This is a genomic window from Ignavibacteria bacterium, from assembly GCA_036262055.1.
In the GTDB taxonomy this organism is placed as follows: domain Bacteria; phylum Bacteroidota; class Ignavibacteria; order Tepidaquicellales; family Tepidaquicellaceae; genus DATAJP01.
Genome location: DATAJP010000003.1, coordinates 47699 through 72104, shown reverse-complemented (window position 1 = coordinate 72104; position 24406 = coordinate 47699). Strand labels below are relative to the sequence as shown.

At 34.6% G+C, this 24406-nt stretch carries 27 protein-coding genes and 1 pseudogene; 11 read left to right on the top strand and 17 right to left on the bottom strand.

All coding sequences use genetic code 11. The annotated features are described in order from the left end of the window. Nucleotides 1–94: 94 nt before the first annotated feature. A complete protein-coding gene (locus tag VHP32_07430; GenBank protein ID HEX2787720.1) occupies nucleotides 95–697 on the top strand; it encodes a redoxin domain-containing protein in 603 nt (200 codons plus the stop codon). Nucleotides 698–794: 97 nt separating this feature from the next. Here VHP32_07430 and VHP32_07425 read toward each other — a convergent pair whose 3' ends face one another. From VHP32_07425 to VHP32_07385, 9 genes are all read right to left on the bottom strand, one after another. Further along, a complete protein-coding gene (locus tag VHP32_07425) occupies nucleotides 795–1328 on the bottom strand; it encodes a GNAT family N-acetyltransferase (protein HEX2787719.1) in 534 nt (177 codons plus the stop codon). After that, nucleotides 1321–2262, bottom strand: coding sequence for a hypothetical protein (locus tag VHP32_07420; GenBank protein HEX2787718.1), 942 nt, complete (start codon nucleotides 2260–2262; stop codon nucleotides 1321–1323). The genes VHP32_07425 and VHP32_07420 overlap by 8 nt, the downstream gene beginning before the upstream one ends. Before the next feature lie 23 nt (nucleotides 2263–2285). Further along, nucleotides 2286–2960, bottom strand: coding sequence for a flavodoxin family protein (locus VHP32_07415; GenBank protein ID HEX2787717.1), 675 nt, complete (start codon nucleotides 2958–2960; stop codon nucleotides 2286–2288). An 83-nt stretch (nucleotides 2961–3043) separates the two neighbouring features. After that, nucleotides 3044–3475, bottom strand: a complete 432-nt coding sequence (locus VHP32_07410; protein HEX2787716.1) for a DUF1801 domain-containing protein — start codon at nucleotides 3473–3475, stop codon at nucleotides 3044–3046. A gap of 146 nt (nucleotides 3476–3621) precedes the next feature. Further along, nucleotides 3622–4149, bottom strand: a complete 528-nt coding sequence (locus VHP32_07405; GenBank protein ID HEX2787715.1) for a GNAT family N-acetyltransferase — start codon at nucleotides 4147–4149, stop codon at nucleotides 3622–3624. Nucleotides 4150–4276: 127 nt separating this feature from the next. Continuing rightward, on the bottom strand, nucleotides 4277–4957 hold the full coding sequence (locus tag VHP32_07400; protein ID HEX2787714.1) for a hypothetical protein: 681 nt from the start codon (nucleotides 4955–4957) through the stop codon (nucleotides 4277–4279). A gap of 9 nt (nucleotides 4958–4966) precedes the next feature. Then, nucleotides 4967–5683, bottom strand: a complete 717-nt coding sequence (locus VHP32_07395; GenBank protein HEX2787713.1) for a trypsin-like peptidase domain-containing protein — start codon at nucleotides 5681–5683, stop codon at nucleotides 4967–4969. A gap of 211 nt (nucleotides 5684–5894) precedes the next feature. Further along, nucleotides 5895–6707 carry a hypothetical protein gene (locus tag VHP32_07390; GenBank protein HEX2787712.1) on the bottom strand — a complete coding sequence of 271 codons (813 nt, stop codon included), beginning with the start codon at nucleotides 6705–6707 and terminating at the stop codon, nucleotides 5895–5897. A gap of 183 nt (nucleotides 6708–6890) precedes the next feature. Next, entirely contained in the window at nucleotides 6891–7295 is a 405-nt protein-coding gene (locus VHP32_07385; GenBank protein HEX2787711.1) for a DUF3052 domain-containing protein, read from the bottom strand. Nucleotides 7296–7388: 93 nt separating this feature from the next. Here VHP32_07385 and VHP32_07380 point away from each other — a divergent pair, with 93 nt between their 5' ends. After that, nucleotides 7389–7892 carry a TlpA disulfide reductase family protein gene (locus tag VHP32_07380; GenBank protein HEX2787710.1) on the top strand — a complete coding sequence of 168 codons (504 nt, stop codon included), beginning with the start codon at nucleotides 7389–7391 and terminating at the stop codon, nucleotides 7890–7892. On the opposite strand, the gene VHP32_07375 is transcribed toward VHP32_07380, so the two are convergent. From VHP32_07375 to queF, 4 genes are read right to left on the bottom strand one after another with little or no spacing between them, the layout of a single operon-like run. Further along, the gene (locus VHP32_07375; GenBank protein ID HEX2787709.1) at nucleotides 7889–8680 is read right to left on the bottom strand and encodes a hypothetical protein; all 792 of its coding nucleotides are present in this window, start codon (nucleotides 8678–8680) and stop codon (nucleotides 7889–7891) included. The two genes, VHP32_07380 and VHP32_07375, sit on opposite strands and share 4 nt — an antisense overlap. A gap of 2 nt (nucleotides 8681–8682) precedes the next feature. After that, the gene (gene fumC, locus VHP32_07370) at nucleotides 8683–10083 is read right to left on the bottom strand and encodes a class II fumarate hydratase (GenBank protein HEX2787708.1); all 1401 of its coding nucleotides are present in this window, start codon (nucleotides 10081–10083) and stop codon (nucleotides 8683–8685) included. A gap of 18 nt (nucleotides 10084–10101) precedes the next feature. Beyond that, nucleotides 10102–11061 (bottom strand): hypothetical protein, encoded by a 960-nt coding sequence (locus VHP32_07365; protein HEX2787707.1) that lies wholly within the window; start codon nucleotides 11059–11061, stop codon nucleotides 10102–10104. Nucleotides 11062–11064: 3 nt separating this feature from the next. After that, the gene (gene queF / locus VHP32_07360) at nucleotides 11065–11448 is read right to left on the bottom strand and encodes a preQ(1) synthase (protein ID HEX2787706.1); all 384 of its coding nucleotides are present in this window, start codon (nucleotides 11446–11448) and stop codon (nucleotides 11065–11067) included. Nucleotides 11449–11623: 175 nt separating this feature from the next. On the opposite strand from queF, the gene def reads away from it, so the two are divergent. The 9 genes and pseudogenes from def to VHP32_07315 all read left to right on the top strand — a co-directional run bounded on the left by def (nucleotide 11624) and on the right by VHP32_07315 (nucleotide 20819). Further along, complete coding sequence (def, locus tag VHP32_07355) at nucleotides 11624–12187, top strand: peptide deformylase (protein HEX2787705.1); 564 nt, start codon at nucleotides 11624–11626, stop codon at nucleotides 12185–12187. 7 nt (nucleotides 12188–12194) lie between these two features. Beyond that, nucleotides 12195–13121, top strand: a complete 927-nt coding sequence (fmt, locus tag VHP32_07350; protein ID HEX2787704.1) for a methionyl-tRNA formyltransferase — start codon at nucleotides 12195–12197, stop codon at nucleotides 13119–13121. Nucleotides 13122–13204: 83 nt separating this feature from the next. Further along, nucleotides 13205–14503, top strand: a pseudogene (locus tag VHP32_07345) (AAA family ATPase). Further along, nucleotides 14503–15339 (top strand): ParB N-terminal domain-containing protein, encoded by an 837-nt coding sequence (locus VHP32_07340; GenBank protein ID HEX2787703.1) that lies wholly within the window; start codon nucleotides 14503–14505, stop codon nucleotides 15337–15339. Before VHP32_07345 ends, VHP32_07340 begins: the two are co-directional and overlap by 1 nt. A 12-nt stretch (nucleotides 15340–15351) precedes the next feature. Then, nucleotides 15352–16623 (top strand): ABC transporter permease, encoded by a 1272-nt coding sequence (locus VHP32_07335; GenBank protein ID HEX2787702.1) that lies wholly within the window; start codon nucleotides 15352–15354, stop codon nucleotides 16621–16623. Between the two features lie 36 nt (nucleotides 16624–16659). Then, nucleotides 16660–17325 (top strand): ABC transporter ATP-binding protein, encoded by a 666-nt coding sequence (locus VHP32_07330; GenBank protein ID HEX2787701.1) that lies wholly within the window; start codon nucleotides 16660–16662, stop codon nucleotides 17323–17325. A 78-nt stretch (nucleotides 17326–17403) separates the two neighbouring features. Beyond that, nucleotides 17404–18168 carry a phosphate ABC transporter ATP-binding protein PstB gene (pstB, locus tag VHP32_07325; protein HEX2787700.1) on the top strand — a complete coding sequence of 255 codons (765 nt, stop codon included), beginning with the start codon at nucleotides 17404–17406 and terminating at the stop codon, nucleotides 18166–18168. Between the two features lie 22 nt (nucleotides 18169–18190). Beyond that, nucleotides 18191–18880 carry a phosphate signaling complex protein PhoU gene (phoU, locus tag VHP32_07320; GenBank protein HEX2787699.1) on the top strand — a complete coding sequence of 230 codons (690 nt, stop codon included), beginning with the start codon at nucleotides 18191–18193 and terminating at the stop codon, nucleotides 18878–18880. Nucleotides 18881–18932: 52 nt separating this feature from the next. After that, a complete protein-coding gene (locus VHP32_07315; protein ID HEX2787698.1) occupies nucleotides 18933–20819 on the top strand; it encodes a hypothetical protein in 1887 nt (628 codons plus the stop codon). On the opposite strand, the gene VHP32_07310 is transcribed toward VHP32_07315, so the two are convergent. The 4 genes from VHP32_07310 to VHP32_07295 are packed head-to-tail and all read right to left on the bottom strand — an operon-like array spanning nucleotide 20794 to nucleotide 24404. Further along, nucleotides 20794–21870 (bottom strand): glycosyltransferase family 9 protein, encoded by a 1077-nt coding sequence (locus VHP32_07310; protein ID HEX2787697.1) that lies wholly within the window; start codon nucleotides 21868–21870, stop codon nucleotides 20794–20796. The genes VHP32_07315 and VHP32_07310 overlap by 26 nt on opposite strands. Nucleotides 21871–21872: 2 nt before the next feature. Then, nucleotides 21873–22805 (bottom strand): UbiA prenyltransferase family protein, encoded by a 933-nt coding sequence (locus VHP32_07305; protein ID HEX2787696.1) that lies wholly within the window; start codon nucleotides 22803–22805, stop codon nucleotides 21873–21875. A 5-nt stretch (nucleotides 22806–22810) separates the two neighbouring features. Further along, entirely contained in the window at nucleotides 22811–23701 is an 891-nt protein-coding gene (locus tag VHP32_07300) for a class I SAM-dependent methyltransferase (GenBank protein ID HEX2787695.1), read from the bottom strand. Between the two features lie 7 nt (nucleotides 23702–23708). After that, the gene (locus VHP32_07295) at nucleotides 23709–24404 is read right to left on the bottom strand and encodes an HAD family hydrolase (protein ID HEX2787694.1); all 696 of its coding nucleotides are present in this window, start codon (nucleotides 24402–24404) and stop codon (nucleotides 23709–23711) included. Nucleotides 24405–24406: the final 2 nt, after the last annotated feature.

Here is a 24406-nt window from a genome sequence, read left to right as displayed (position 1 = left end):
TATGAAATTTTTTTAAATATATAAGTGTTATATTTTCTCAGGACAAGAATCTTAAACAAAATTCTAATAACATAAAATCAAAGGAAACTCTAAAATGAAAAAACTCATTTTTCCCGGAATTGCCCTTTTTGCAATGCTTGTATTCTCAATGAATTTTTTAACTGCCGATAATACCTCACGAGGTGATTATAAAGTCGGCGATAAGGTCGAGGACTTTACAATCACAAATTTTGACGGCAACAGTTATACTTTAAGTACATCAGGCGGTAAGGCAACAGTTGTTATGTTCTGGTCAACCGAATGCCCCTTCGTTCAGCCATACACCGAAAGAATCAATGCTCTTGCTTCAACTTATGCACCTCAGGGAATTGTATTTTGGGGAATCAATTCAAACCAGACTGAAGATGCAGGAACAGTTGCATCGCACTGGAAAGAAAAAGCTTACTCTTTTACAATGCTGAAAGATGAAAAGAGTTCAGTAGCAAATACGTTCGGAGCACAAAGAACTCCTGAAGTATTCGTAATCGACAATGCTACAATGACTATTTTATATCATGGAAGTATTGACGATAACAAAGATGCATCAGCAGTCACTGCGCAATATCTGAAAAATGCACTTGATGAATATCTTGCAGGAAAAGACATTTCTAAGAAAGAAACTAAATCTTTTGGATGCGGTATTAAAAGAGGAAGCTAATTCAAATCGTGAAGTTGTGAAATGATGAAGTGGTGAAGTTGTGAAATACTACTTTATAAAATTTAAAATCCCGTTTGAGAAAATCAGGCGGGATTTTTTATTTTAATTTTTTACTCATTAAAACACTTCTGTAGTTTGTAACGCCCCATTTAATATATCCGACATGACGGTAGCCCCTTTTGGAATAAAAATTTATGAGGTGAGTCGCTCCTTCGGCTGTATCAATGGCAAGTTCCTTTGCACCGTCTTGAATTGCACATTTTTCTATTTCATCAATAAGCATTCCGCCGATGCCGTATTTTTGATATTCAGGTTCGACACCAAACTGACCGTAAGTAGCAACATCATTCCTGTCATACCATTCGCAACCTGATGCATTTTCTGGTGAATAATAACAAATCGTTCCTATAATTTTATCTGTTCCGTTTTTGTCAATAACAGCAACGAGACATTTTGCCTTTTCGATTCGTTCTTTTGTTGTTTCTGAATCCTGATGCGTTGCGAGATACCTGAAACCCAAATCTGCAAGCTGTTTATATGCGCGGTTTAAAAGGAGAGTAAGTTCTTTAAGGCCGTCTGTTTCTCTCAAAGGACGGATTACAACTTGGGATAAAATTCCCGCATCACTCATTATTGATGCTATTTTTTAAAATTTGCTGATTACGCAAACTATCCAAATATGTGATTTTAATCTCATCAATCTCCCGGCGCTGCTCAGAGGTTCCAAGAAAATTATATGAATATTTGTACTCGATATAATTTGGCGCTCCGCTCTTGCTTCCAATAGTTGAAGCAATAATAGCAGGAATGGTATCATTTTCAGATTCATCAGCAAAAGTAAGTTTCTTTTTAATTTCAGTTCTATTGCCTGTACTATCAATATAATAGAAATCATTTGTTATTATTCCCGGCTCATCTATAAACTTGGTAAATAAGACTCCTGATGAAGGAATGCGGTATATTCGTTTTCCATTTTCATATTCCTCGGGGTCACCATTCTGCAAATCATGAACAAGATAAATATGTCCGGTATATCCTTTCGGTATTAAATATATTTCGGCTTCAGGCTTATTAAGATACATTAATAAAAAGCTTATACCATAAAGCAATGAAAAAATAAACGTAGGTATTACAGGAAAAAATATAGCTCCCAAGACAAGGCTTCGTTTTTTATTTTTTATTCTGCTGAAATCGGAAAATTTTTGCAAGAACACTAATTGAGCTGCACTGCCTATTATCCAGAGATACAGAATAGGGATACTTATGGCAGCAAATAAATATCCTAAAATAAAATAGACGATGTATGTCCAGACAAATCCAAGGATTAGACCAATGAAAATTGCAATAAAAAATCTTAAACCCGATAATAATTTTTGGGAAAAGGATAAGAATTTATCACCTGTAATGGAAACGGATAACGCTAAAGGAATAGTAGAAAAAGCAAATGACATTATATCGCTAAAGCCAAACGATTGCCTGTAAATTAAAAATGGAATAAGAAAGATTGACCCTGCGGTTACATTAACTAAAATACTTATGAATTTAACGAGTAAAGCTCGTTTCATTTTATTTCCTTATATTTTTTATCTCAGGAGCTTTTTTCCTTATCGCTTTCTTTTGCTGCATCTTCAGCGAGTTTTTTTAAGCTTGTCGGAATTGGATTTTCTTTCAAAAGTTTTGCAAAGTAAATCAAATTATAAACCGTATATCTTAAAGTTTTATTTGTGTATAAATATCTTTCGCCGCCTGCTTCTATGTAGCTTGGTCCCGGTCCTGCAGGACCAACCCAGTATGAATTTACATTAGGCGGAATTGTAAACCCAAACTCATGCATCGCCCACAAGACATGCGCGGCGCATTCATGCGCTCCGTCTTCATTGCCTGTTACAAGACATCCTGCAACTTTGTTATAAGTAAAAAACTGTCCTGTCTTTTTATCCCAAAGCTCTTCCTCGTGAAAAACCGCATCAAGACGCTCGATAACTCTTTGAGCAGTCGAAGCCAATCGTCCGACCCAGACAGGAGTCCCGATTATGAATATATCACACGCTTTAATTTTCTCAAGAATCTTTGGCCACTCGTCTCCATCACCTTCATCTGATGAAGTCCCGGGTTTTACGTCCCACTCGACAAATCGAATGACTTCGGTTTTTACTTTTTCTTTTTCAAAGAGCGCAACTGCTTTGTTAATTAATGCCTGAGTGTTTGAAACCTCAGACATTTTTTTTAGCGTGCAGTTTAGTATAAGAGCTTTCAGTTCCATATCTCCTCCTTTTGATATTACTAACGTAGCCGAACCCTTTAGGGTTCGCGGGTAAATGAGGAGATTATGTTTTATCTAAATTACTAACATTCCCATTTGCCGCTCTTTACAGCGCGTTTGTATGATTCACTTATCATATCCTTCAAAACTTTTCTATCGATATCATCGAGCTTATTAACATAAATACATGCCGCACCGGTTTTGTGCTTGCCGAGTTTTTCAAGCATTGCTCTGTTGCCCCTTGCACCGCCCGGGAGGTAAAGAGAGATTGCCGCTTTTCTTGGCGAGAACCCTATCATGGGCATTATCCCCTTACAGCTTGTTGATTCATATTCAACACTGCCAAATCCTATGATGCTTGGTCCCCACATTTTAGGTTCAAGCTTGGTAGCTTTTTTCATCATGTCAAGAACTTCATAAGCATCTTTGCGCTTCTTTTCATCGGGCACAAAAGATTTTATGAATGCATCGACACTTGCTTTGGTTGGTTTTGTTTTTGATTCGACTTTTGCCATTGCTTGTCAATTAATTATTATAAAATCTTAAATTCCTTATGGATATTCAAGAGATTTGATATTGCAGAAACAGTCAAAGGTCAAAGGTCAAAGGTCAAAAAGGAAAGGTAAATGTGAAGTAATGAAATCGCCATTTCACAAATTCACTACTTTACCACTTCACTACTTGTGAGGAAATACGCCCGATCATAAACTTCAGTCGGTTCGTAATATTCCATGTGAGAAAATTTGAAACCGAGTTTTTCGAGGACATTCTGCGAGGCAAGATTTTCAGGATGATGCGCGGCAAAAATTTTATTTATCGGCAGTGTAAAAGCATACTCAACTGCTCTTCTGCCTGCTTCAGTTGCAAACCCTTTGCCCCAATGCTCCTCGGCAATATGATATCCGAGCTCAAGAATTTTTTTCTCTTCGTCATACATCCTGAATCCACAGCATCCTGCAAAATCATTATCGGATTTTTGATGAAGCTTCCAGTACTGCAATCCCGTTTCTTTATCTCTCGTTACTTGTTTGTTAAGAACGTCCAATATCTGCTCATCGGTATATGGAGCTTTTGTAATATATCTCATGATATTCGGATTTCCCCATAGCCGTCTCGCATCCACTAAATCATCTTCAGTCCATTTAGTGAATATAAGGCGTTCGGTTTCTAAGAAAGTATCTTGTGGCATTCTTTAAAATAGAAAGGGAGTTTTTTAAGAAAAAGGAAGAAACAGATTCTTCGTTTTCTTTCACATCATGCATATAATGTTCTCAGTTTAAGATAAGGACAAGGCAGGAAGGGAAGAATGTTAGGGGCTATTCAGTATCTAAGTTACTAATAAAATTCATAAAATCTTTGAACAGTTTAGTTATTTGATACTGTCCACCAGGATTACCTATATACATACCTGTTATTTCTTTAATTAATCCTGTCCTTTCTAATCTTATTAGTATATAGCTTAAATCTTCTTTCTCAAATTCCGAATAATGTTTTGATATTAAATCTGTGTCATCATAATGGCTTTCTCGTAAATTCTCACTTTTTCGGTTCTCTAAAAGTTCATATAAATATTTTGCTACAGTTAGTTCTTTCAAAGAAAGTTCTTCTACAATTTTTAAATAAAGCTCTGGTTCTTCATTTTCAAATTTTTTCTTAATACTTAATGTCTCCTTAATAATTCTAGCATATAACTTTAACTTTTCTTTTTGACGAGCTCTAGATGCATAATTGAATGTTTTGATTATTAAATCAAACCCTTCTTCAGAATTTAAAAATTCATAATTAATCTTTTTTTCATCAATATTGTAGATTTGCTTCTGTAAATCTTTTAAAAAAAATTCAATGCGTTTTGAGGCATATTTATTTGCTTTAGCTGTGAATAAAATATCTATATAATTTCCTATAAAGGGAATTTCAAGTATCAGAGTACGTAAAAATACTTGTTCTTCATAAACCTTGCTCGCTCGCATTAAATTATTTTGAATTCCATTTTTCATTTTAATACTTTATATAATGTCAAATAAATAATAGCTAGGAGTAACCGCAGCTAATTTTCCACCAGTTGCATCAGGTATTGTTCCATGCATTATACCGTAGACCATAGTTGCATTCCCTGTTATTTCCATTCCCATATTTATATAAATCGCCACATCGATGATAGGTCCTCCACTATATCCACTAACTCCAGGATTCTCTAAGATAAAAAATGTACAAGGAATAGAATTGTCAAATCTATTTAAAGTAATTAATCCACTTGAAGCATAAGTTCGAAATGTAAGTGGAGAGAAATGCCCTGTAGCACCTAATCCTAATGGAAAGCCTATAATTGTTAACTGAGTATTTCTATCGACAACAGATGTATTTTGGGAAATGTTTTCAGATGGAAGAAACCTATTCAATAATTTTGTAACTAAAACCTCACGTTTAGGACTTAATTCTAAAACTGCTATGTCAGCAATAGTATGAAACTTCCAATCTAAAGAGTTCTTTTGTTGGGTTAGATCCTCAAGACTTAACAAAACTGGTAAGTCATTAGTCCCTTTAACAACAAATTCACAATCTATTTTCATTTCCTTTGCTACATGCTCTGCTGTCACTAAATATAATTTACTGTTATGACTAATTAAAAAACCAGTTCCAGTAATTACTTGACCTGCAGTAGATGTTTGTCTTAAATTTACAACTACATTTGTTAACAAATCTAAAGGATAAATTTGTGGCATGGTATTATATTTATATAAAAAGTTGATAAGATTGACGCGTTCAAATTAACTAAAAACAAATTTAATTTTCAATACCTATTACCTTTACCTAAAACGATTTTTCACTGACCCAAAAATCCTAATACTGCATTTTGGAATGCGGGGAGGGATTGGATATGAGGAATGTGACTGGTGCCGGAGAATTATAGTGAGTTTTAAAGCAACGCTCACATCATTTCTTTTTCCATCTCACCCACCACATCAGAACAAACAAGCTGAATACCGCGAGGATGCTCATTATGATTGCTACGGTGTAAGATGATTCAATGCCGCGGGAGTTCATAACGACGATAAGAAATGCGAGGGTGATATCCATCAGAATAAAAAACATAAGTATTGCGGGTGCAAGAAGAAATCCGAGAGGATTTTTCCTTAACAAAAATATTGCAGTCAGTAAAATTGCAGGAAGAAATATTGAAAGGTCGATTACGTGAACGGGATTTGTGAAAAGTCCGCTTTCGCGCAAGTCCGCCGGAACAGTTCCGCCTGATATTGCAGGAATGATTTGTGAGAGCCAGAGAAAATAAAACATCACAAAAATAATTATGAAATAAACTGCAGTGAACTTTACGGGAGCATTCTCGGAAAACCATTCATTCAATTCCTCCTTTCCGATGCAGAGAATAAAATATAAAAATGAATAAAACGATAAACCCAATGCAAAGCAATAAACTATGAACATTGAATTGAAATGCACCGAAAAAGTATAAATCAAAAATGTATAAAGAAGATAGATAACCGTTCCGCCCCAGATGAGCATTGCGGTTTTATGATTGTTATAAGAAAGGAATGCAGCAATGAGCAGGACCGGGGTTACGACAAAGAGGTCGATGATGTCCTGCCCTATTGCCTGAGCATTCCAGTTAGTGGTTTCGAGTTTGTACAGATTGGTAAAAATTCCATAATAGCTTGCGATAACAACACATAACGCAAGCGGAATTGAAAGCGCAAGAATGACTTTCCCTTGCTTCAATTGCTGCAGCATTTCTTTTTATCTATAAACATCCTTATACCGGTGAGTATTAGCGCAATGACAGCAACCGGCAAACCGATTTTGAAAAAAGCTTTTTTACATTTTTTAGTTTTCATAATAAACTTATTTATATATAATTTAAAAAATGTTATTTAATTGCGGAATGATTTAAGTCAGAAAAAAATATGATATTTGTCAGTTTCGGTCTTTCACCGGAATGACAAGTTTGAGACCTGACCAGATGTCATCGACTGCGCAGACTTTGATGTCGACGAGTCCGTTTTTGAGAGCGATGTTTCTTATGATGTCTTCTGTAACATCGGTTGGAACTTTGGAAGATTTTTTAGGCCATGAAATCCAGATTATGCCGTTTGGAACAATTTGTTTTCTGAGCTTTGGAATATTTTTCTCGAGCTCTTTAATTTCTTTTGTAAAGAAGTGAATAAAATCTTTTTTGGATTTTGAATCGGAGATTGTTTCAGGCATATCGGTAAACAACTCAAAATAATGCTCCGGAGCGTTTATAATTTCAATATTAAAACCGGGTTTAATGCCGAACTTTTTTGCAAGAGGAGTTCCTGAATAACCTGATGCTTTCATTTTAATGATAATAGATTTACAAAAATAAAAAAAGTATTTTAAATATTAGATACATAAGGAACTTTGTATTGAAATAAGCTGTATTAAATCCATATGAAAACAATACTTTTAATAGCAGTTGCAATTATAATTGGTTTTTATGGCAATTTAGCTGCGCAGGAATCTGCTTCGCTTTTGAAACCGATTAATGAGCAATCTCTGGATTCGGTTTTGAAAGCCAATGAAGGCAATGTTGTGTTAGTAAACTTATGGGCTTACTGGTGTCAACCGTGTAAGGAAGAATTCCCGGAACTTGTTAAGCTTTATAACAATTACAAAGATAAAAACTTCAAATTAATTTTCATAAGTCTTGACTTCGATGATGCGCTTGCAACAAAAACGGAACCGTACTTGAAATCACAAAATGTCGATTGGGTTACTTATTACAATAAGTTCAAGAAGGATGAGGACATGATAAATTTTTTCAGCAAAGAATGGGATGGCGCAATACCCGCTACGTTTATTTACGATAAATCAGGAAATAAAGTTAAAGAGTTAGTTGGAAAGAAAACTTATGAAGTTTTTGAGCAGGAAGTGTTAAAGCATCTGGATAATTAATTTGTTACGTAGTAATAAAATCTCGGCATAATCAACTCCTCGCTCATAATATTAAACAAATGATTTTTCTTCCTGTAATCAATATCATTGTCCTTAAAATAATACCCGAAAGAATTATCAAGCATCCCGTCTTTTAACAGATATATAATTTCTTTGTCGTTATACGCTGCATAAATTCCCAAGCTTTTCATTTTGTCCAGAATAAAAAAATCTCCCTGTGAAAAACTTTCTGTTATGTTAGTTGATATTGAATCGGAAACGGGAAAAGGAGAATCTTCCGGAATTATATATTTCCAATAGATGCCGTTTTCATAAAACATATTATCGACTCTTTGCAAGTTATCCTGATTTAAAAAAATTTTAGATTGAGATTTCTTCAACAATTCAATTAAGTCAAAATATCCTGCCGCATTATTGATGGCGTCTTTTTCATAAATGCCAAAATTATTGACAGCATTCCGCAGGAATTTATCAGGCATATCGCTTACGTCATCAAGGGAAACGTTAAACCGCTTAGCAAGTGCCCCGAATAATAAATTAGGAAAGGTACCTGAATTCTGAAGATTACCAAATAACCAGATTTTGGGAGAATTTAATGATTGAAGATCCCATTTTGAAAAGGGCTTGGTGTAGTTCAGGCAGTCGTCAAAAGTAGAGCTTGTTCTTTTAACTTCGCTCATTACATAATTCATCGCATCTGCTTCATAGCCTTTATCTTTATAACCGGAATCTTGTGATAAACACATTCCTGAATATAAAAATAAAATTACGGTTAAAAAATATTTCATACTTAATCGAAATTCACGTCACCAACCATTTTTTTAGGGTCAACTACTTCGGTAAATTTTTCGTGAGTAAGTAACCCAAGCTCCAACGCAACTTCACGCAAGGTTTTGTTTTCTTTATGAGCTTTCTTTGCAATCTTTGCAGCGTTTTCATATCCAATATGAGGGTTAAGAGCGGTTACAAGCATTAAAGAATTTTCAAGATGACGGTTAATGATGCTGTAATTCGGCTCGATGCCTTCGACACAGTTTTTATTGAATGATGCAGAAGCATCACCAAGCAAACGAGCCGAGTTAAGAAAATTAAAAATCATCATCGGTTTGAAAACGTTAAGTTCGAAATGTCCTGTCATTCCACCAATGTTAATCGCAACATCATTGCCGAACACCTGTGCACAAACCATTGTCATTGCCTCGCATTGAGTAGGATTTACTTTTCCCGGCATAATAGATGAGCCTGGCTCGTTTTCAGGAAGCAATATCTCCCCTATTCCGCTTCGAGGACCTGAACCAAGCAGGCGAATGTCGTTTGCAATTTTCATTAGTGCTGCTGCAAGAGTTTTCAATGCACCTGATGCTTCTACAATTGCATCGTTAGATGCTAGCGCTTCAAATTTATTTTCTGCTGACCTAAATGGCAAGCCTGTAAACTGCGAAACGTATTTTGCAACAAGCTCTGCATAACCTTTGGGAACATTAATTCCCGTTCCGACTGCAGAACCGCCTATTGCAAGCTCGGATAAATGATGCAATGTATTTTTAATTGCTCGAACACCATGGTCAAGCTGTGAAACATATCCGGAAAATTCCTGTCCAAGCGTCAACGGTGTTGCATCCATCAAATGAGTTCTGCCGATTTTCACAACCTGCATGAACTCAGTTGATTTTTTATGAAATGTTGCTCTTAATGTTTCAACATTAGGAATTAAATGTTCGACAAGAATTTTATAAGCCGCGATATTCATCGCGGTCGGAAAAGTATCGTTTGAAGATTGCGATTTATTCACGTCATCATTCGGATGCAAAACTTTTTTATCATCGGTTAACTTTCCGCCGCTTAATACATGCGCACGGTTTGCAATTACTTCGTTCACGTTCATGTTGCTTTGTGTTCCCGAGCCGGTCTGCCAGACAACCAACGGAAACTGGTCATCAAGCTTGCCTTCCAAAATTTCATCGCAGACTTTTACAATCAATTCCATTTTTTCTTTCGGCAGAACCCCGCAATCAAAGTTTGCCATTGCTGCAGATTTTTTCAGAATTGCAAAAGCATCAATGACTTCAAGAGGCATTTTGTTACCGCCGATTTTAAAATTTTCTATAGAGCGCTGGGTTTGTGCTCCCCAATATTTATCTTCGGGCACCTGAACTTCGCCCATTATATCATGTTCTATCCGGTATTGCATTATGTTTGATTAATTTTTTTATCTTGTTATACTTGGTGAATACGCGTCTCCAATGATTCTTGTAACGTTATCTCCATTCATATCCATAGTATAAATTGAATATCTTATTTCATAATAATCCGAGTCAAGTTCCTGGCTCTTTCTTACGGCAATATCTTTTTTGCCAAAGGCAGAGTAGTAAATATTGTTACCATCGAAAGAAATCACAGGATGAATGCTTGAATAATCCGCAGGTGAAATCATTTTAATAGAATTATTTTTTATATCATAGCTGTAAATTCCATTCACGGGTTCTTCAAGATTTTCGAAAAATGTTTCATTCTCTCCATCGAAAATCAAATGTGTTTTATTTTTATTATATGTAAAAACAGAAGCACTGCTTGGATAAACTTTTGCATCGGTCAGAGCTTTCATCAAAGAATACTTATTTATAATATTTCCCTGCAAATCAAATTCATAAACGTCTTTCATATCATGTGTGAGAATGCTCTTTGAATCCGGAGCCCAGCTTGGCGAATAAAAACCTGCTGTGAATCCTGTAGTCACTCTATACGGTTCGGTTAAATTAACATAGTTTGAATTATCAGAATTGACAATTGCAATATCCCAGTCATTGCCGTTCCAGTAATTGAAAACAAGATACTTTCCATCGGGAGAATATTTCGGTTCATAGCTGTTGCTTCCGGGAACAGAAGTGAATCTGATAAACTCAGGAGTTAATGGTAAGATTCCATTAGGCTGAATTTTATAGATAGCAATATAACGATTTCCCATTGAATCGGTTTCAGTGAATGCAATTGCATTACCCTCAGGTGAAATGGAGTGCTGATAGCCGTCGAAAAGTTTTGCTTCCGATTTAAAGGCAAAATCATATAGATAAATCGTGCCCGTTCTTTCAAATGCCATTTTTTTCTGAGCAAATGCAATATTACAAATCAAAACAAATGCGCAAATGCTTAATATAATTTTTTTAATCATTTTTTACTTTCTTTTTCCGTGAGCTGCAATAATTTTAGATTTAATGCCGCCGCGTAATGAAAAGTTTCCCTGGACTTCCATCCATCTCGGCTTCAAAACGGAAACAAGGTCTTCAAGAATCCTGTTTGTAACATTCTCATAAAAAATTCCTTCGTGACGGAATGATTGCAAATAAAATTTATATGATTTAAGCTCCACGCATTTTTTATCGGGTATATAACTTAATATGATATTGCCAAAATCCGGCTGACCAGTTTTTGGACATACGGAAGTGAACTCGGTTGCTTCGTGAATAATCACATAATCTCTTTTTGGAAATGAATTATCGAATGTTTCAAGAAGCTTAATTTTATCGGGATTTTGTTCGATAGGATTTATTTTCGCCATAAAAACAATTTATTAGTAATGTTTTCAAATTTAAAGTTAATATTTTACGGGTTTGTCATTGTGAACGAAGTGAAAAATCTCACCCATTTAAAGAATGGAATCTTTTGTTTTGTTTATAAATGACACTTTTAAATGGGCTAACAGTTAAAATTTAAAATTGTTAAATTTGTAAGTTATGAATAAACAATTACCTATAGCGACTTATGGTATGGATGTCCTTACAAAGAAAACCGTACCTGTGAAAGAAATTACACTTGAGCTAATAAAAACCATAGAAAATATGTTTTTTACAATGCACGAAGCCGATGGAATCGGGCTTGCTGCGCCTCAAATAGGGATAAATTCGTCTTTTCTTGTTATAGACGTTTCTTTTCTGAAAGAATACAGCGATGTGAAACCATTAACAATGATTAATCCGAAAATTGTGGATTCACATGGAGAGTGGTTCAGTGAAGAGGGATGTCTGAGTATTCCGGGAATCCGCGTTGAAGTACCGAGAGCAGAAAAAATTTTTGTGAAATATACTGATGCCAATATGAAAGAAGTTGAACTCGAGGCGGATAAACTTTTAGGAAGAGTGATTCAGCATGAAGTTGACCACCTCAACGGAAAACTTTTCATAGATTATTTAAATGCAGAACAGAAAAAAGAAATAAAAAAAGAGCTGGATAAAATTAAGAAAGGAAAAGTCGAAGCTCCGTATCCGCTGATAATAAATAAAGATAAATTTATTTATTAATACACAAATGATGGATATCGTGTTTATGGGTACACCCGAGTTTGCAGTTCCGTCTTTGAAAATACTTGATGACAGTGGTTATAATATAAAAGCTGTTGTTACAGTTCCCGATAAACCTAAGGGACGCGGATTGAATGTTCAGGAATCTGATGTAAAAAAATTTGCCAAGGGGAAAAATTACAAGATTTTACAACCTGCGAAGTTAAATGATGATGAGTTCATTAACAAGTTGCGAGAGTTAAATGCGGATTTGTTCGTTGTTGTCGCATTCAGAATTCTACCTGAAAAAGTTTATACTATACCGAGATTAGGAACGTTTAATCTGCATGCATCGCTTCTTCCTAAGTATCGCGGCGCAGCACCGATTAACTGGGCAATAATGAACGGCGATAAAACAACCGGAGTAACAACGTTCTTTCTCGATAAATCGGTTGATACAGGGAAAATAATTGAACAAAGAGAAATTGAGATTTCAAATGATGACACCGCAGGAACTTTACATGATAAGTTAAAAGTTTTAGGAGCTGAAACGGTTTTATCGACGGTTAAAAAGATTGAATCAGGAAACGTTGAGTTAATAGCACAGGATAATAGCAGAGCAAGTAAAGCTCCTAAGATTTTCAAAGATGGCTGCAGAATTGATTGGACAGGATTTGCAATTGATATTCATAATAAAATTAGAGGACTGTCACCTTATCCGACAGCATGGACGCTTTTGAAATATAAGAATCTGAAAATATTTAAATCGAAACTGACAGAAATCACAAGCAATGAGAAACCCGGATATATTGATGTAACGGATAATAAAATTTTAGTAAATACTTCTGATAAAAAATTAGAAATTCTTGAATTGCAATTAGAGGGGAAGAAAAGAATGAGTTCCGAAGAATTTTTAAGAGGTTACAAAAAAGAAAATTTAATAAAGTTTGAATAAGAATGGGATTCCCGCCTTCGCGGGAATGACTTCAAAATTATAACGCTATGGCAAAGGCAAAAGAAGTTAATCCGACAAAAATAAGATTAGACGAAATCGAAAAAGACTTAGCTAATCTTCGTTCGCAAAAAGATGAATTGATTGCGCATTGGAATTTAGAGAAAGATCTTATAAAAACAATTAGAAGCTCAAAAGAGGAAATTGAAAATCTGAAAGCAGAAGCGGACAGGTATGAACGCGAGGGAAATCTGGCAAATGTTGCTGAGCTGCGTTATGGAAAAATTCCTGAGCTTGAAAAAACGATTAACGCAAAAACCGAGGAACTTGCAAAAGTTCAGGAAAATAAAAAAATGCTGAAGGAAGAAGTCGACGCAGAGGATATTGCAGAGATTGTTTCAAGATGGACAGGCATTCCCGTTACCCGAATGATGGAAAGCGAACGCATGAAGCTTCTTAAGATGGAAGAAAACCTTGCTCAGAGATTAATCGGACAGGAAGACGCAGTAATTGCAGTATCAAATGCTATAAGACGTTCACGTGCGGGCTTGCAGGATGAAAATAGACCGATTGGTTCGTTTATATTTCTCGGAACTACCGGTGTCGGAAAAACAGAGCTTGCAAGAGCACTTGCTGAGTTCTTGTTTGATGATGAAAAAGCCATTGTCCGAATTGACATGAGCGAGTATATGGAAAAATTTTCCGTTTCGCGTTTAATCGGTGCGCCTCCGGGATATGTGGGTTATGAAGAAGGCGGTCAGCTTACCGAAGCCGTTCGCAGACGCCCCTATTGCGTGGTACTTCTCGATGAAATCGAAAAAGCGCATCCTGATGTGTTTAATATTCTGCTTCAAGTTTTGGATGAAGGAAGATTGACTGATTCAAAAGGCAAGACCGTTAATTTCAAAAACACAATTATTATAATGACTTCGAATCTTGGTTCTCATTTAATTCAGGAGCAGCTGCAAAAAATAACAGAAAAAAATCGTGATGATATTATGAACAGTCTGCGTGTTAAATTGTTAGATTTACTTAAAGCGACAATTCGTCCCGAGTTCCTGAACAGAATAGACGAGATTATTCTATTCAAACCTCTTACACAATCCGAAATCAGATTAATAGTCGATTTGCAGATGACACAAACCATGAGACGACTTGAGCATAATAATATTAAGCTTATTGTTCCTGATGATGTTAAAGATTGGCTTGGCAAGCTGGGATATGACATTCAATTTGGAGCCCGACCTTTAAAGAGAGTTATTCAAAAGTATATTACAAATAAACTTTCCGAAAAAATACTTTCAGCAGAATTCCTTCCGGGGGATACTATTCGGTGTGAATTGAGCAACGACGGAGCCATTGAATTCGTAAAAGAAAATAAATAATGATAAATTATACCGAGAGTTATTTCGATCTTAAACTTTTAAAAATTTCCGATATTAAGTTACACGAAAACACCGAAAACAAGAGGTTAAGAAATATTTTCCAGAGAATTTCTCACGATAAGTTTTTGATGAACCCTGTCATAGTAGCAAAATATGATAATGATTATATACTTATCGACGGCGCAAACAGGCTAAGCTCTCTTCAAGAAATCGGATGTAAATTAATTCTTGCCCAAATAATCGACTATAAAGATAAAGCAATTAAGCTTTTAAGCTGGAATCATTTTGTATATGATTTTGAACTTTCAAGGTTGATTGAACTTTGCGAAAAAGAAGGATATAAATATGAATATACTGATATAAGAAACGGACAAAAAGATGCCTCAAAAGGAATAAACAAAGTTTTAGCTTCAGATATTGAAAACAATAAACATATTTTGATTACTTTCAAAAATAATTTCGAACAATCTTTAGAAGCGCTTCTGAAAATCACTTCACTTTATGCGCACAAATATATTTTTGACAGAACAGAATCAGATATTAAGATTAAGGAGCTTCAAAAGTTTTCACGCAAGAAAGGCGTATTGATTGATTTCCCTGATTTCAAAAAAGAGGATATCGTAAAAATTGCAAGAAATAATTTAAAAATCCCAACAGGAATCAGCAGGCATATTTTGAAAAACAGGGTTTTGCATGTTAAATATCCGATTAAGAATTTACTCGATGAAAATAATTTAGATAAGAAATCCAAAGAGCTTGAAAAACATTTATACAAAAAGATTGATGATAACAAAGTTAGGCAGTATAAAGAATCTGTAATCATTTTTGACGAATAATAATTTTAGAAAATGAATGAGGTTCCCGCTTTCGCGGGAATGACTTCACAAGGAAATATGTCGGCAGAATTTTTCATAGCAAGAAGATACTTATTTTCAAAAAAGAATGTAAATTTCATTACGATAATTTCTATTATCTCCATTATAGGTGTTGCAACAGGTGTAGCGGCGCTGATAATTGTATTATCGGTATTTAATGGATTTAACACACGAGTTTCGTCGATTTTAATCGGATTCAATCCTCATATAAGAGTAGAATCTGCAGATGGAAAGACTCTGGATGATGTTTCGGAAGTCGAGACGAAGCTTAAAGATGCAGGCGTGAAAAAATTTTCACCCTATACATTGAACAAAGGATTAATTTCTACTGAGAACCTGAACAAAGCAATCGTAGTTAAAGGGGTTGACGAAAATAAAATCGGTGACGTATCAGGATTGAAAGAAGTACTCAAGCTCGGCTCAATGGATTTAAAAAACGATGGTGTAACCGGTGGGATTGTAATTGGCAGAATATTAGCCGGTGAAATGCGCAGTCTTGAAGGCGATACTGTAACCATCATAAGTCCTGCGGGAATGGAAAAATCTCTGACACAGTTTGTTGAACCGAAGACCATGAAATTTGTTGTAACGGGAATCTATGAAGCCGACAACATTGAATTTGATTCAAAGTTTGCTTTTATTTCAATTCCTGCATCACAGGAGCTTTTTGAAATTGAAGATAAATATAATGGTGTCGAGGTTCGCTTTGATGACATTAAAGATTCGGAGAAGGAAAAATCGGTAATTCAAAATTTGCTTGGTGATAAATATAAAGTTAATACATGGTTTGATTTAAACGCGGATTATTATTCAATCATGACAATTGAACGCTGGGTAGCGTTTATTATTCTGAGCTTAATAATCATCGTTGCATGCTTTAATATTCTTGCATCACTTACAATGACAGTAATTGAAAAGAAACGGGACATAGGAATACTTAAAGCAATGGGTGCAACTGATGGAAGCATCAGAAGAATTTTTTTATTTGAAGGATTATCTGTTGGTGTAATAGGTATTGCCGCAGGGTTTATTATGGGTGTCGGAATAACCATACTCCAAAAAACTTACGGCATATATAAGCTCGATACAAAAATGTACAGCGTAGATGCTCTGCCTGTCGAGTTGAGATATTCGGACTTAATGATTATACCGCTTGCAGCGTTACTACTTTGCTATCTGGCTTCGTTATATCCTGCTTCAAAAGCAGCAAAAGAAAATCCTGTGAGCGCAATAAGATGGGAGTAAAACAATTAACAATTTGCAATTAACAATGAACAATTAATGGAATTATTACTAAAAGCATCTGACATAAAAAAGTCGTATAAGATTGACAAGAAAAACCGTCTTCAGGTTTTGAAGGGGATTAATTTAGAAATTTTTAAAGGTGAAATAATTGCAATTGTGGGTAAGTCAGGAGCCGGGAAAAGCACATTGTTGCATATACTTGGAACGCTTGACAAAGCAGATTCGGGAAAGATTGAAATAGAGGACAAAAATATTTCTTCATTTAACGACAAGGAGCTTGCTGATTTCCGTAACACAAGCGTGGGATTTATATTTCAGTTTCATCATCTTCTCCCTGAGTTCACAGCACTTGAAAATGTTTTAATGCCGGCACTTATTGAGGGCAAAGATGCAAAAGAAAGAGCAAAAGAACTCCTGAAAACAACCGGTGTAAACAACAGAGAAGACCATAAACCTTCTGAAATTTCCGGCGGTGAAGCTCAAAGAGTTGCCATTGCACGCGCATTGATTAACTCACCTAAAATTGTATTGGCAGACGAACCAACAGGAAATCTTGATACTGAAAATGCAAATGCAATTATAAATTTAATTTTCGAACTGCGTAAAAAGTTAAACCAGACTTTCGTAATAGTAACTCACAATGAAGAATTTGCAAATAAATGTGACCGGATTATTAAAATGCAGGACGGACTTATTATCTAACATTTACCAAATGGTAACATTTAATTTACATTTAGCACAAGATTAGTTATAATAAATTTATATATTGAATTAAAACTTTTGGCGGATAAAGAAACGAAAATAAAGACCTCAGACCTTAACTTATTTTATGGAAAAGTTCAAGCGCTTTATAACGTAAATACTGAGATTAAGGAAAACTCCATTACTGCTCTAATAGGTCCGTCAGGATGCGGTAAAACGACTTATCTAAGGACGCTCAACAGAATGAACGATTTGATTGACGGAGTGATTATTAAAGGAAAAATTATTATTGACAGCATCGATATTTATGAAGGCAAGGTTGACGTTGTAAATCTCAGAAAAAGAGTCGGAATGGTTTTTCAGAAGTCAAATCCATTTCCTAAATCGATTTATGAAAATGTTGCATATGGTCCCCGCATTAACGGAGTCAGAAAGAAAAAAGAACTCGATGAAATTGTCGAATCAAGCTTAAAGAAAGCGGCAATATGGGAGGAAGTGAAAGACCGTCTCGATGAATCTGCAATGGGACTTTCAGGCGGACAGCAACAAAGAGTTTGCATTGCTCGCGCGTTGGCAGTTGAACCGGAAATTTTATTGATGGATGAACCGGCAAGCGCACTTGACCCGATTTCAACTTCTAAAATTGAAGAGCTCATATTTGAACTTAAAAAAAATCTTTGCATCGTCATTGTAACTCACAACATGCAGCAGGCAGCGAGAGTGAGTGACTTTTGTGCTTTCTTTTTAAATGGCGAATTGATAGAATTCGACTTGACGCGAAAAATGTTTACTGAACCCAAAGATGAACGAACTCAAAATTACATTACCGGTAAATTCGGTTAATATAAAATTTTAATTTTAACTTATGTATAATTATCTAGAAGAAGAACTCGACCAGCTCCGGACAAGAATTATTAAGATGGGAAGTCTTGTAGAAGAGCAGATTGAATTTGCATTCAAAGGACTTTTTGAAGCAAATCTTGATTTGGCAAATCTTGTAAAAGAACGTGATGATAAAGTCGATAAATTCGATGTAAAAATCGATAAGCATTGTCAGAGAATATTCGCGCTTACACAACCCGTTGCTGTTGATTTGCGCCTCATAATGTCAGCTTTGAAAATCAATAATGACCTTGAGAGAATGGGCGACATTGCTGTTAACATTGCCGAAAGAACCGAACCCCTAATGAACGATATAGCTCTTCTTAAACAAGTTAAAATCGACGAGATGGCTGTGCTTGTTCAGAAAATTGTAAGAAGCAGTATCGATTCATTTGTCAATAACGATAGAGAGCTTGCGCTTGAAATCATTAAGCTTGATAACAATGTTGACGAAATGGACATAAAGATTTTTAATGAGCTTATAAGCATAATGGAAAATGATAAGTCACGCATAAGAGCTTGTTCTCATGCTATTACTTTATTGAGGAATGTTGAAAGATTATCAGACCATGCCACAAACATTGCCGAAGATGTTTATTTCCTTACAGATGCAAAAATTATTAAGCACCGCAAAGATATTGATGAGCTTGATAAGCCGAAAACAACCGAATAAGAATTATTATTTATATTGAATACTTGAAAAATGATGAGCATTATATCATGATATGAAATATATTGCGCTGCTAATTGCATTATTAATAACCGCCTTTTTATCACCCACTTCCCTATTAGCGCAGGACTCGCTTCGTTATCAAATTCCCGATTCAATCAGATATGCCGCATTCGATACAAATGTAATCAAAGGAACAAATCGTTTGTCAAATACTTCCGAAGTTTTTAGTTATAATGAATATATATGGAGCGACAAACGCTCGCTTTCAGAAATTTTAGAAATGAGAAATGGGTTTAGAGTATTTAATGAAGGGTTTGGGCAGAGAAATGAATTTATAGACCTTACTTACCCATATCTCAATGTTCCTGTTTACAGGGATGGTTTTAAAATGAATATACTTGATTCACAATTTGATACTGAAAATCTTTCGATTAATGAAATTGACAGTATTGAGTTAATATCTTCGATAAGTTCATATTTATACAGTAATACATTTTCGACATCTTCAATTAATGTAATTTCAAAAAACGTTGTACAACCACAGCCATTTTCGCAATTAAGATATTCTCAGGATAGGTATGATGCATTGTTTGCCGATGTTTATTTTTCTCAATCATTTTCCAGAAAATTTAATTTGCAATTAGGATTGACTAAAGGTTCTAATGCAGGAAGATACACAAATTCGGATTATGACAAATGGCAGACAAGGACAAGATTAAATTTTTTCTTAAATCCTAATTTTAATATACTAACAAATTTTTACTACAATACTATTGACCGCGGATTATTCGGCGGGTTACAAAATGACAGCAGTGCTGCAGTACGGAACGATTCCTCCAGGATAAAGTATAAAAATATTTATTTTAACACCGGAATTTATTTTAAATTATTCAGTGATAAGAGCCACTTAACGAAAGTCACATATAGTTACATAAATTCACTTTACAATCTTGAAAAAGGTTATGCTGATTCCATTTTGTTGCCAAATAATGGCGGACATTCTATCTCAAATGAAGTCAACTTAAATCAAAATTTTAAAATTAATATCTTTAAAAATGTTCCTTCGAATTTAATTTTAAATGCAAATTATGATAATGTTAAATATGATGATGGAATTAATATACAGACGTATTCAGGTTTTCTAAAATATGATATTAATTATAATGATTTAGATGTTTCTTTATTTTTTAAGCACACTAAAGCAACCATGCAAGACAATACCGACAATTCCGAATTGATAGTAAATCTAAACTCACCCGGAATAGAAGCTTATTACAAACTAATTAACAAAGAAAATTTAAAACTTAAACTATATGGTGGTGTAAATTATTCCGGTAGATCAAGTAATTTATCAGCAAAATCAATTAATTTCAACAATAATGAAGCAGGATTCGATTTTACTTTTAAATCATTATTTTTGAAGTTCCGGTACACAAGGTTAATCGTCACCAATGATATAGATTTCATAAGATTAATATTTACACCCGGAAACATAACTGTGGAATCATTTTATAGCGATTATTATTATCAGTCATTTAAAGGAAATATAAAATTTAAAATTTGGGATATAGTTCTTGACTTGGTAAATGATAATTATACTTACACTGACGGTGATAAGAATTTATTTAGAGGAAATATATTTTATGAAAATAAGTTTTTTAATAATAATTTGGACTTAAAAACCGGCTTTATTGTAAAATATTATACCGGATTTAAACTTTATGATTATTCTGTTTCCCCAACAAAATTATATGAACCAGTTATTACCAATGTTGATTTTTATATCGGTGCGCGCATCGGAAGTGCAAATGTGAATTTCACACTTGCAAATTTATTTAACAGGTTTAATTATGATACTTACTTATTTCCTTATGATGACAGGGGCGGATTTGCTAATGTGGTTTCGAGGTTTACTATTGTGTGGGATTTTCTGAATTAGAGCTTTCCAATCTAAGAAAAGCTTCGTAAACTTTTTTCACCGAAATATTATTAATGCACTTAAATTCGTCGCTTCCCTGCCAGATACACTCAACAGGCTTAGGAGAGTTGTAGAAACAAGGACTGCAATTCAAATCCAATCTCACAATTTCATGATGACATTTCCAAGGGTATAATTCCTTCCAGTTGGTATAAGCAAATATTGCTACTGTCGGAATTTTAAAAGCTGCTGCAGAATGCAGAAATGCAGTATCGTTTGAAATAAAATAATTACAATATTTCAATCGAGCCATTGAGTCCATATAATTATCAGTTGAAGCGATAATTCCCTGCCCGTTCAGCATACGGCTTATTTCATTGTTCAAATCAAATTCATTTCCAAATAATAGAATAATAGAGTTGTGTTTATTAATTAAGCTGTTACAGAGCTCAGCATATTTATTTTTATCCCAGCGCTTGTGAATATGGTTTTTCAATGTTGATGAACCTGCATGAATGCCAATTATTTTTTTATTTTGAGGGTTAGCCTGTTTAATCCATTCCCGTGCTCTTTCATCATCCTCATTACTCAAAAAAATCTCCATTGAACCGATTTCATCTTCACTTGCCGAAATTATTTTATTCACCAAATCAAAATTCTGAAGGACATTATGCCGGTCTTTGATTTCAGGAACCCTGATATTATTTAAATATTCAGCTCTGATAAAATTAGAATGGATATATGAATGCGACATTCTTTTCTTTGCTCCAAGCAAATAATTCAAAAAATTATATTCAAATCTGTTAGACGGATAAACATTTATGGAAACATCATATTTGTTTCTTTTTAAATTAGAAACTTGTCTGAGAGAAACCGATTTAGTCTGTTTAAGAAATTCAATGTGATAAACGTTGGCTAGGTAAGGATTATGTTCATACATTTCTTTCACGGACTTGAACATAACAAGCATGTCGATTTGCGAATCAGGAAGATGTTTCTTTATGAGAGGAAGCAGCGGTGAAAACATAAGCGCATCTCCATTGCCGGAAAGAGCATTTATTAAGATTTTCAAAGCTAAAACGTGATTTTAGGTTCAAATATTTCCGATAAAACCGGAATTTTTACGAACAATAAAATTACGAAGCATACAACCAAAAGGATGCAGATGAACATCAGTCCTTTTTGTCTGTAAAGTTTTTCAGGATATTGAACAGGGCTGTTATGAATGAAACTTATTCTTATATACTCGGCAACAAGCAATGAAAGTATGGGGCTTATAAGTATCAACTCGAATTTATATCTTATCAGAAATACTGCCGAGCTAAAAGAAAATAACGATGCATAAAAAATTATGCTCGTGATAAGCTTTGCTTCAGTATATCTGCTCAAAGATTTCCTATAATTTTTCACCGTGTCCTGATTGTCAATAAATCTGATTTCACCTAAGCGCTTGGAAGCCATAAAGAATGCACCAATCATCCAATAAGCGATAATTATTGAAAGCGGCGGAATGAAAGCAGTTGTTACGATAAACCAGCCCAGCAAAAATCTTATCGAATTATTAACAGATTCCGAAAGCACATCGACATAGACCAAATCTTTTGTTCTGAAGGGCTTCACATTATAAAATACACCCATTATCAGAAGAAAAAGATTTACCAAAAGGAAAGGAACATTGACAAAGTATGATATTCCTAACCCTAAAGCTATTAAAATAAAATATTGAAGATAAGCATAACCTGTTTTTATTTTACCTGAAGGAACCGGACGAAATTTTTTGACGGGATGCTCCATGTCATAAGGCGCATCGAGAAGCTCATTGATTGTATAGTTAGCAGATGCGATAAAACAAACAGCCATAACCCCTAATACAAGATTCAGAACGAAATGAGCATCAAAGGTTACTCCTGCAAAAAGAAATGCCACGAGTATTCCCGGTATCATAAAAACATTTTTGAACCAGTGGTCGGGACGCGCAATCTGTATATATGGAATTAATGCTTTCACTTTAATTATTTTTGAATAAACGCAACCATGCTATCGCGTAAGTTTAAACGAACAGGAAAATTATTCAATGAATCAATTTTGCCTATCTGCTTATTTAAAAATCCAATTGGCAGATAATTAGATAAACGTTTATATAGATATCCGAAGGGAAGATACCAAACCTGACGCGTAAATCTTATTAGCTTCAAACCCGATTTCTTTATTGCATACGCCAAAGACTTCTGATTAAAATATCCGATATGAGCTAAACGGAAATGCCACCATTTTTCTTTGAGTTTCTTGGCAAGAACACTATTGCAATCTGGTGTGGCAATTATAAGCAAGCCTGAATCGTTTAAATAATTCTTAAGAGTTTCTAAAAATTCAAGCGGGTTAGACAAATGCTCTATTACATCAACAGCAAAAATTATATCGAATTTTTTATTCTTAAGTTCATCATTCGGAACAATCCCTTCAATAATATTTATACTGAATAAATCTTTTGCTTTTTGAACGAGCCATTTACTTGGTTCGACTCCGGTTGCATCAAGTCCTCTTTTCTGAGCTTCGTTAACCATTAAACCCACACCTGCTCCGACATCCAAAACTGTTTTTGCATCCGGTTTTTGCTTTAATGCTGCTTTCAAAAGATGCTGCATTTCTTTTATTCTTGGCTTCAAACTATCAATATAAGATTCATCTTCGAGATTTTCATACAGCTCAATTATGTTCTCAGGAAGCGGGTATGCAAATACAAAAGAACAGTCATTGCATTTGTATAATGGCAGAGTTTTCCCATATCTGTCATCAGTAATTCTCACATCTGTCGATTTTAAATTCTTATCAATTTCCTGATTCATAAACACGGAAACATTTGAACCATCGCATAACCAGCATTTCAATTTAGTATCAGTCATTGAAAAATTAAGAATTAAGTTTTTCTATTAAGGGAATCAACTCACTTAAAGTATTTATAGTATAGAATTTATCGGATGACTCTTTCTTGTGCAGCAGCACGGGTACAAAATTTGCGTCAATTGCTCCTACCATATCGATATGACTCCTATCACCAACATAAGCTATCTCTTGCGGCTGCAAATTCAAAATTTGGGCTACTCTTGTGAAGCCAAGAGAACTTGGTTTTAAGAAGTCTATGTCTTCATCGGTCGAACATTTAATCAAATCCATGTCATCTTTTATTCCCAATGCTTCAGCTTTTCTCATACACGGGTAATCTGAAAGTAAACCGATTCTAAAATTATTTTTTTTAAGCCAAGCAATGACAGAATCTAAATCTTTATACTTGCTCTTTGAAATAAATGGTAATGGCTTTATATGAATCCATTCATTAATAATCTTATAAACATCATCATAATTCATTCCGAACTTATCCGCGGTAATCTGAACCTGTGCCTTAAACTTATTTTTAGTTTTCGCGTCAAACCTGAGATGCTCATGAAATTTTCGGTATGACAAAACAATCTTTAAATATTTATAAGTCCTTATAGGTGATTTAAGAAAATTTACAAAAATCATCCAAAGGACATATCTTCTCAGTTTAGTTTCATTATAAAGAGTTCCATCGACATCAAAAACAACAGCTTTTATTTTCTGTGACATAC

Excerpts from the sequence above, each read along its gene's own strand:
- queF (HEX2787706.1), bottom strand. The coding sequence starts at position 11,448 with ATGGCGAAAATAAATCCTATCGAACAAAATCCCGATAAAATTAAGCTT.
- VHP32_07295 (HEX2787694.1), bottom strand. The coding sequence starts at position 24,404 with ATGTCACAGAAAATAAAAGCTGTTGTTTTTGATGTCGATGGAACTCTT.
- fmt (HEX2787704.1), top strand. The coding sequence starts at position 12,195 with ATGATGGATATCGTGTTTATGGGTACACCCGAGTTTGCAGTTCCGTCT.
- VHP32_07365 (HEX2787707.1), bottom strand. The coding sequence starts at position 11,061 with ATGATTAAAAAAATTATATTAAGCATTTGCGCATTTGTTTTGATTTGT.
- phoU (HEX2787699.1), top strand. The coding sequence starts at position 18,191 with ATGTATAATTATCTAGAAGAAGAACTCGACCAGCTCCGGACAAGAATT.
- VHP32_07335 (HEX2787702.1), top strand. The coding sequence starts at position 15,352 with ATGAATGAGGTTCCCGCTTTCGCGGGAATGACTTCACAAGGAAATATG.
- fumC (HEX2787708.1), bottom strand. The coding sequence starts at position 10,083 with ATGCAATACCGGATAGAACATGATATAATGGGCGAAGTTCAGGTGCCC.
- VHP32_07315 (HEX2787698.1), top strand. The coding sequence starts at position 18,933 with ATGAAATATATTGCGCTGCTAATTGCATTATTAATAACCGCCTTTTTA.
- VHP32_07410 (HEX2787716.1), bottom strand. The coding sequence starts at position 3,475 with ATGGCAAAAGTCGAATCAAAAACAAAACCAACCAAAGCAAGTGTCGAT.
- VHP32_07330 (HEX2787701.1), top strand. The coding sequence starts at position 16,660 with ATGGAATTATTACTAAAAGCATCTGACATAAAAAAGTCGTATAAGATT.
- VHP32_07385 (HEX2787711.1), bottom strand. The coding sequence starts at position 7,295 with ATGAAAGCATCAGGTTATTCAGGAACTCCTCTTGCAAAAAAGTTCGGC.
- VHP32_07300 (HEX2787695.1), bottom strand. The coding sequence starts at position 23,701 with ATGACTGATACTAAATTGAAATGCTGGTTATGCGATGGTTCAAATGTT.
- VHP32_07390 (HEX2787712.1), bottom strand. The coding sequence starts at position 6,707 with ATGCTGCAGCAATTGAAGCAAGGGAAAGTCATTCTTGCGCTTTCAATT.
- VHP32_07430 (HEX2787720.1), top strand. The coding sequence starts at position 95 with ATGAAAAAACTCATTTTTCCCGGAATTGCCCTTTTTGCAATGCTTGTA.
- def (HEX2787705.1), top strand. The coding sequence starts at position 11,624 with ATGAATAAACAATTACCTATAGCGACTTATGGTATGGATGTCCTTACA.
- VHP32_07400 (HEX2787714.1), bottom strand. The coding sequence starts at position 4,957 with ATGAAAAATGGAATTCAAAATAATTTAATGCGAGCGAGCAAGGTTTAT.
- VHP32_07415 (HEX2787717.1), bottom strand. The coding sequence starts at position 2,960 with ATGGAACTGAAAGCTCTTATACTAAACTGCACGCTAAAAAAAATGTCT.
- VHP32_07420 (HEX2787718.1), bottom strand. The coding sequence starts at position 2,262 with ATGAAACGAGCTTTACTCGTTAAATTCATAAGTATTTTAGTTAATGTA.
- VHP32_07405 (HEX2787715.1), bottom strand. The coding sequence starts at position 4,149 with ATGCCACAAGATACTTTCTTAGAAACCGAACGCCTTATATTCACTAAA.
- VHP32_07375 (HEX2787709.1), bottom strand. The coding sequence starts at position 8,680 with ATGAAATATTTTTTAACCGTAATTTTATTTTTATATTCAGGAATGTGT.
- VHP32_07380 (HEX2787710.1), top strand. The coding sequence starts at position 7,389 with ATGAAAACAATACTTTTAATAGCAGTTGCAATTATAATTGGTTTTTAT.
- VHP32_07425 (HEX2787719.1), bottom strand. The coding sequence starts at position 1,328 with ATGAGTGATGCGGGAATTTTATCCCAAGTTGTAATCCGTCCTTTGAGA.
- VHP32_07340 (HEX2787703.1), top strand. The coding sequence starts at position 14,503 with ATGATAAATTATACCGAGAGTTATTTCGATCTTAAACTTTTAAAAATT.
- VHP32_07395 (HEX2787713.1), bottom strand. The coding sequence starts at position 5,683 with ATGCCACAAATTTATCCTTTAGATTTGTTAACAAATGTAGTTGTAAAT.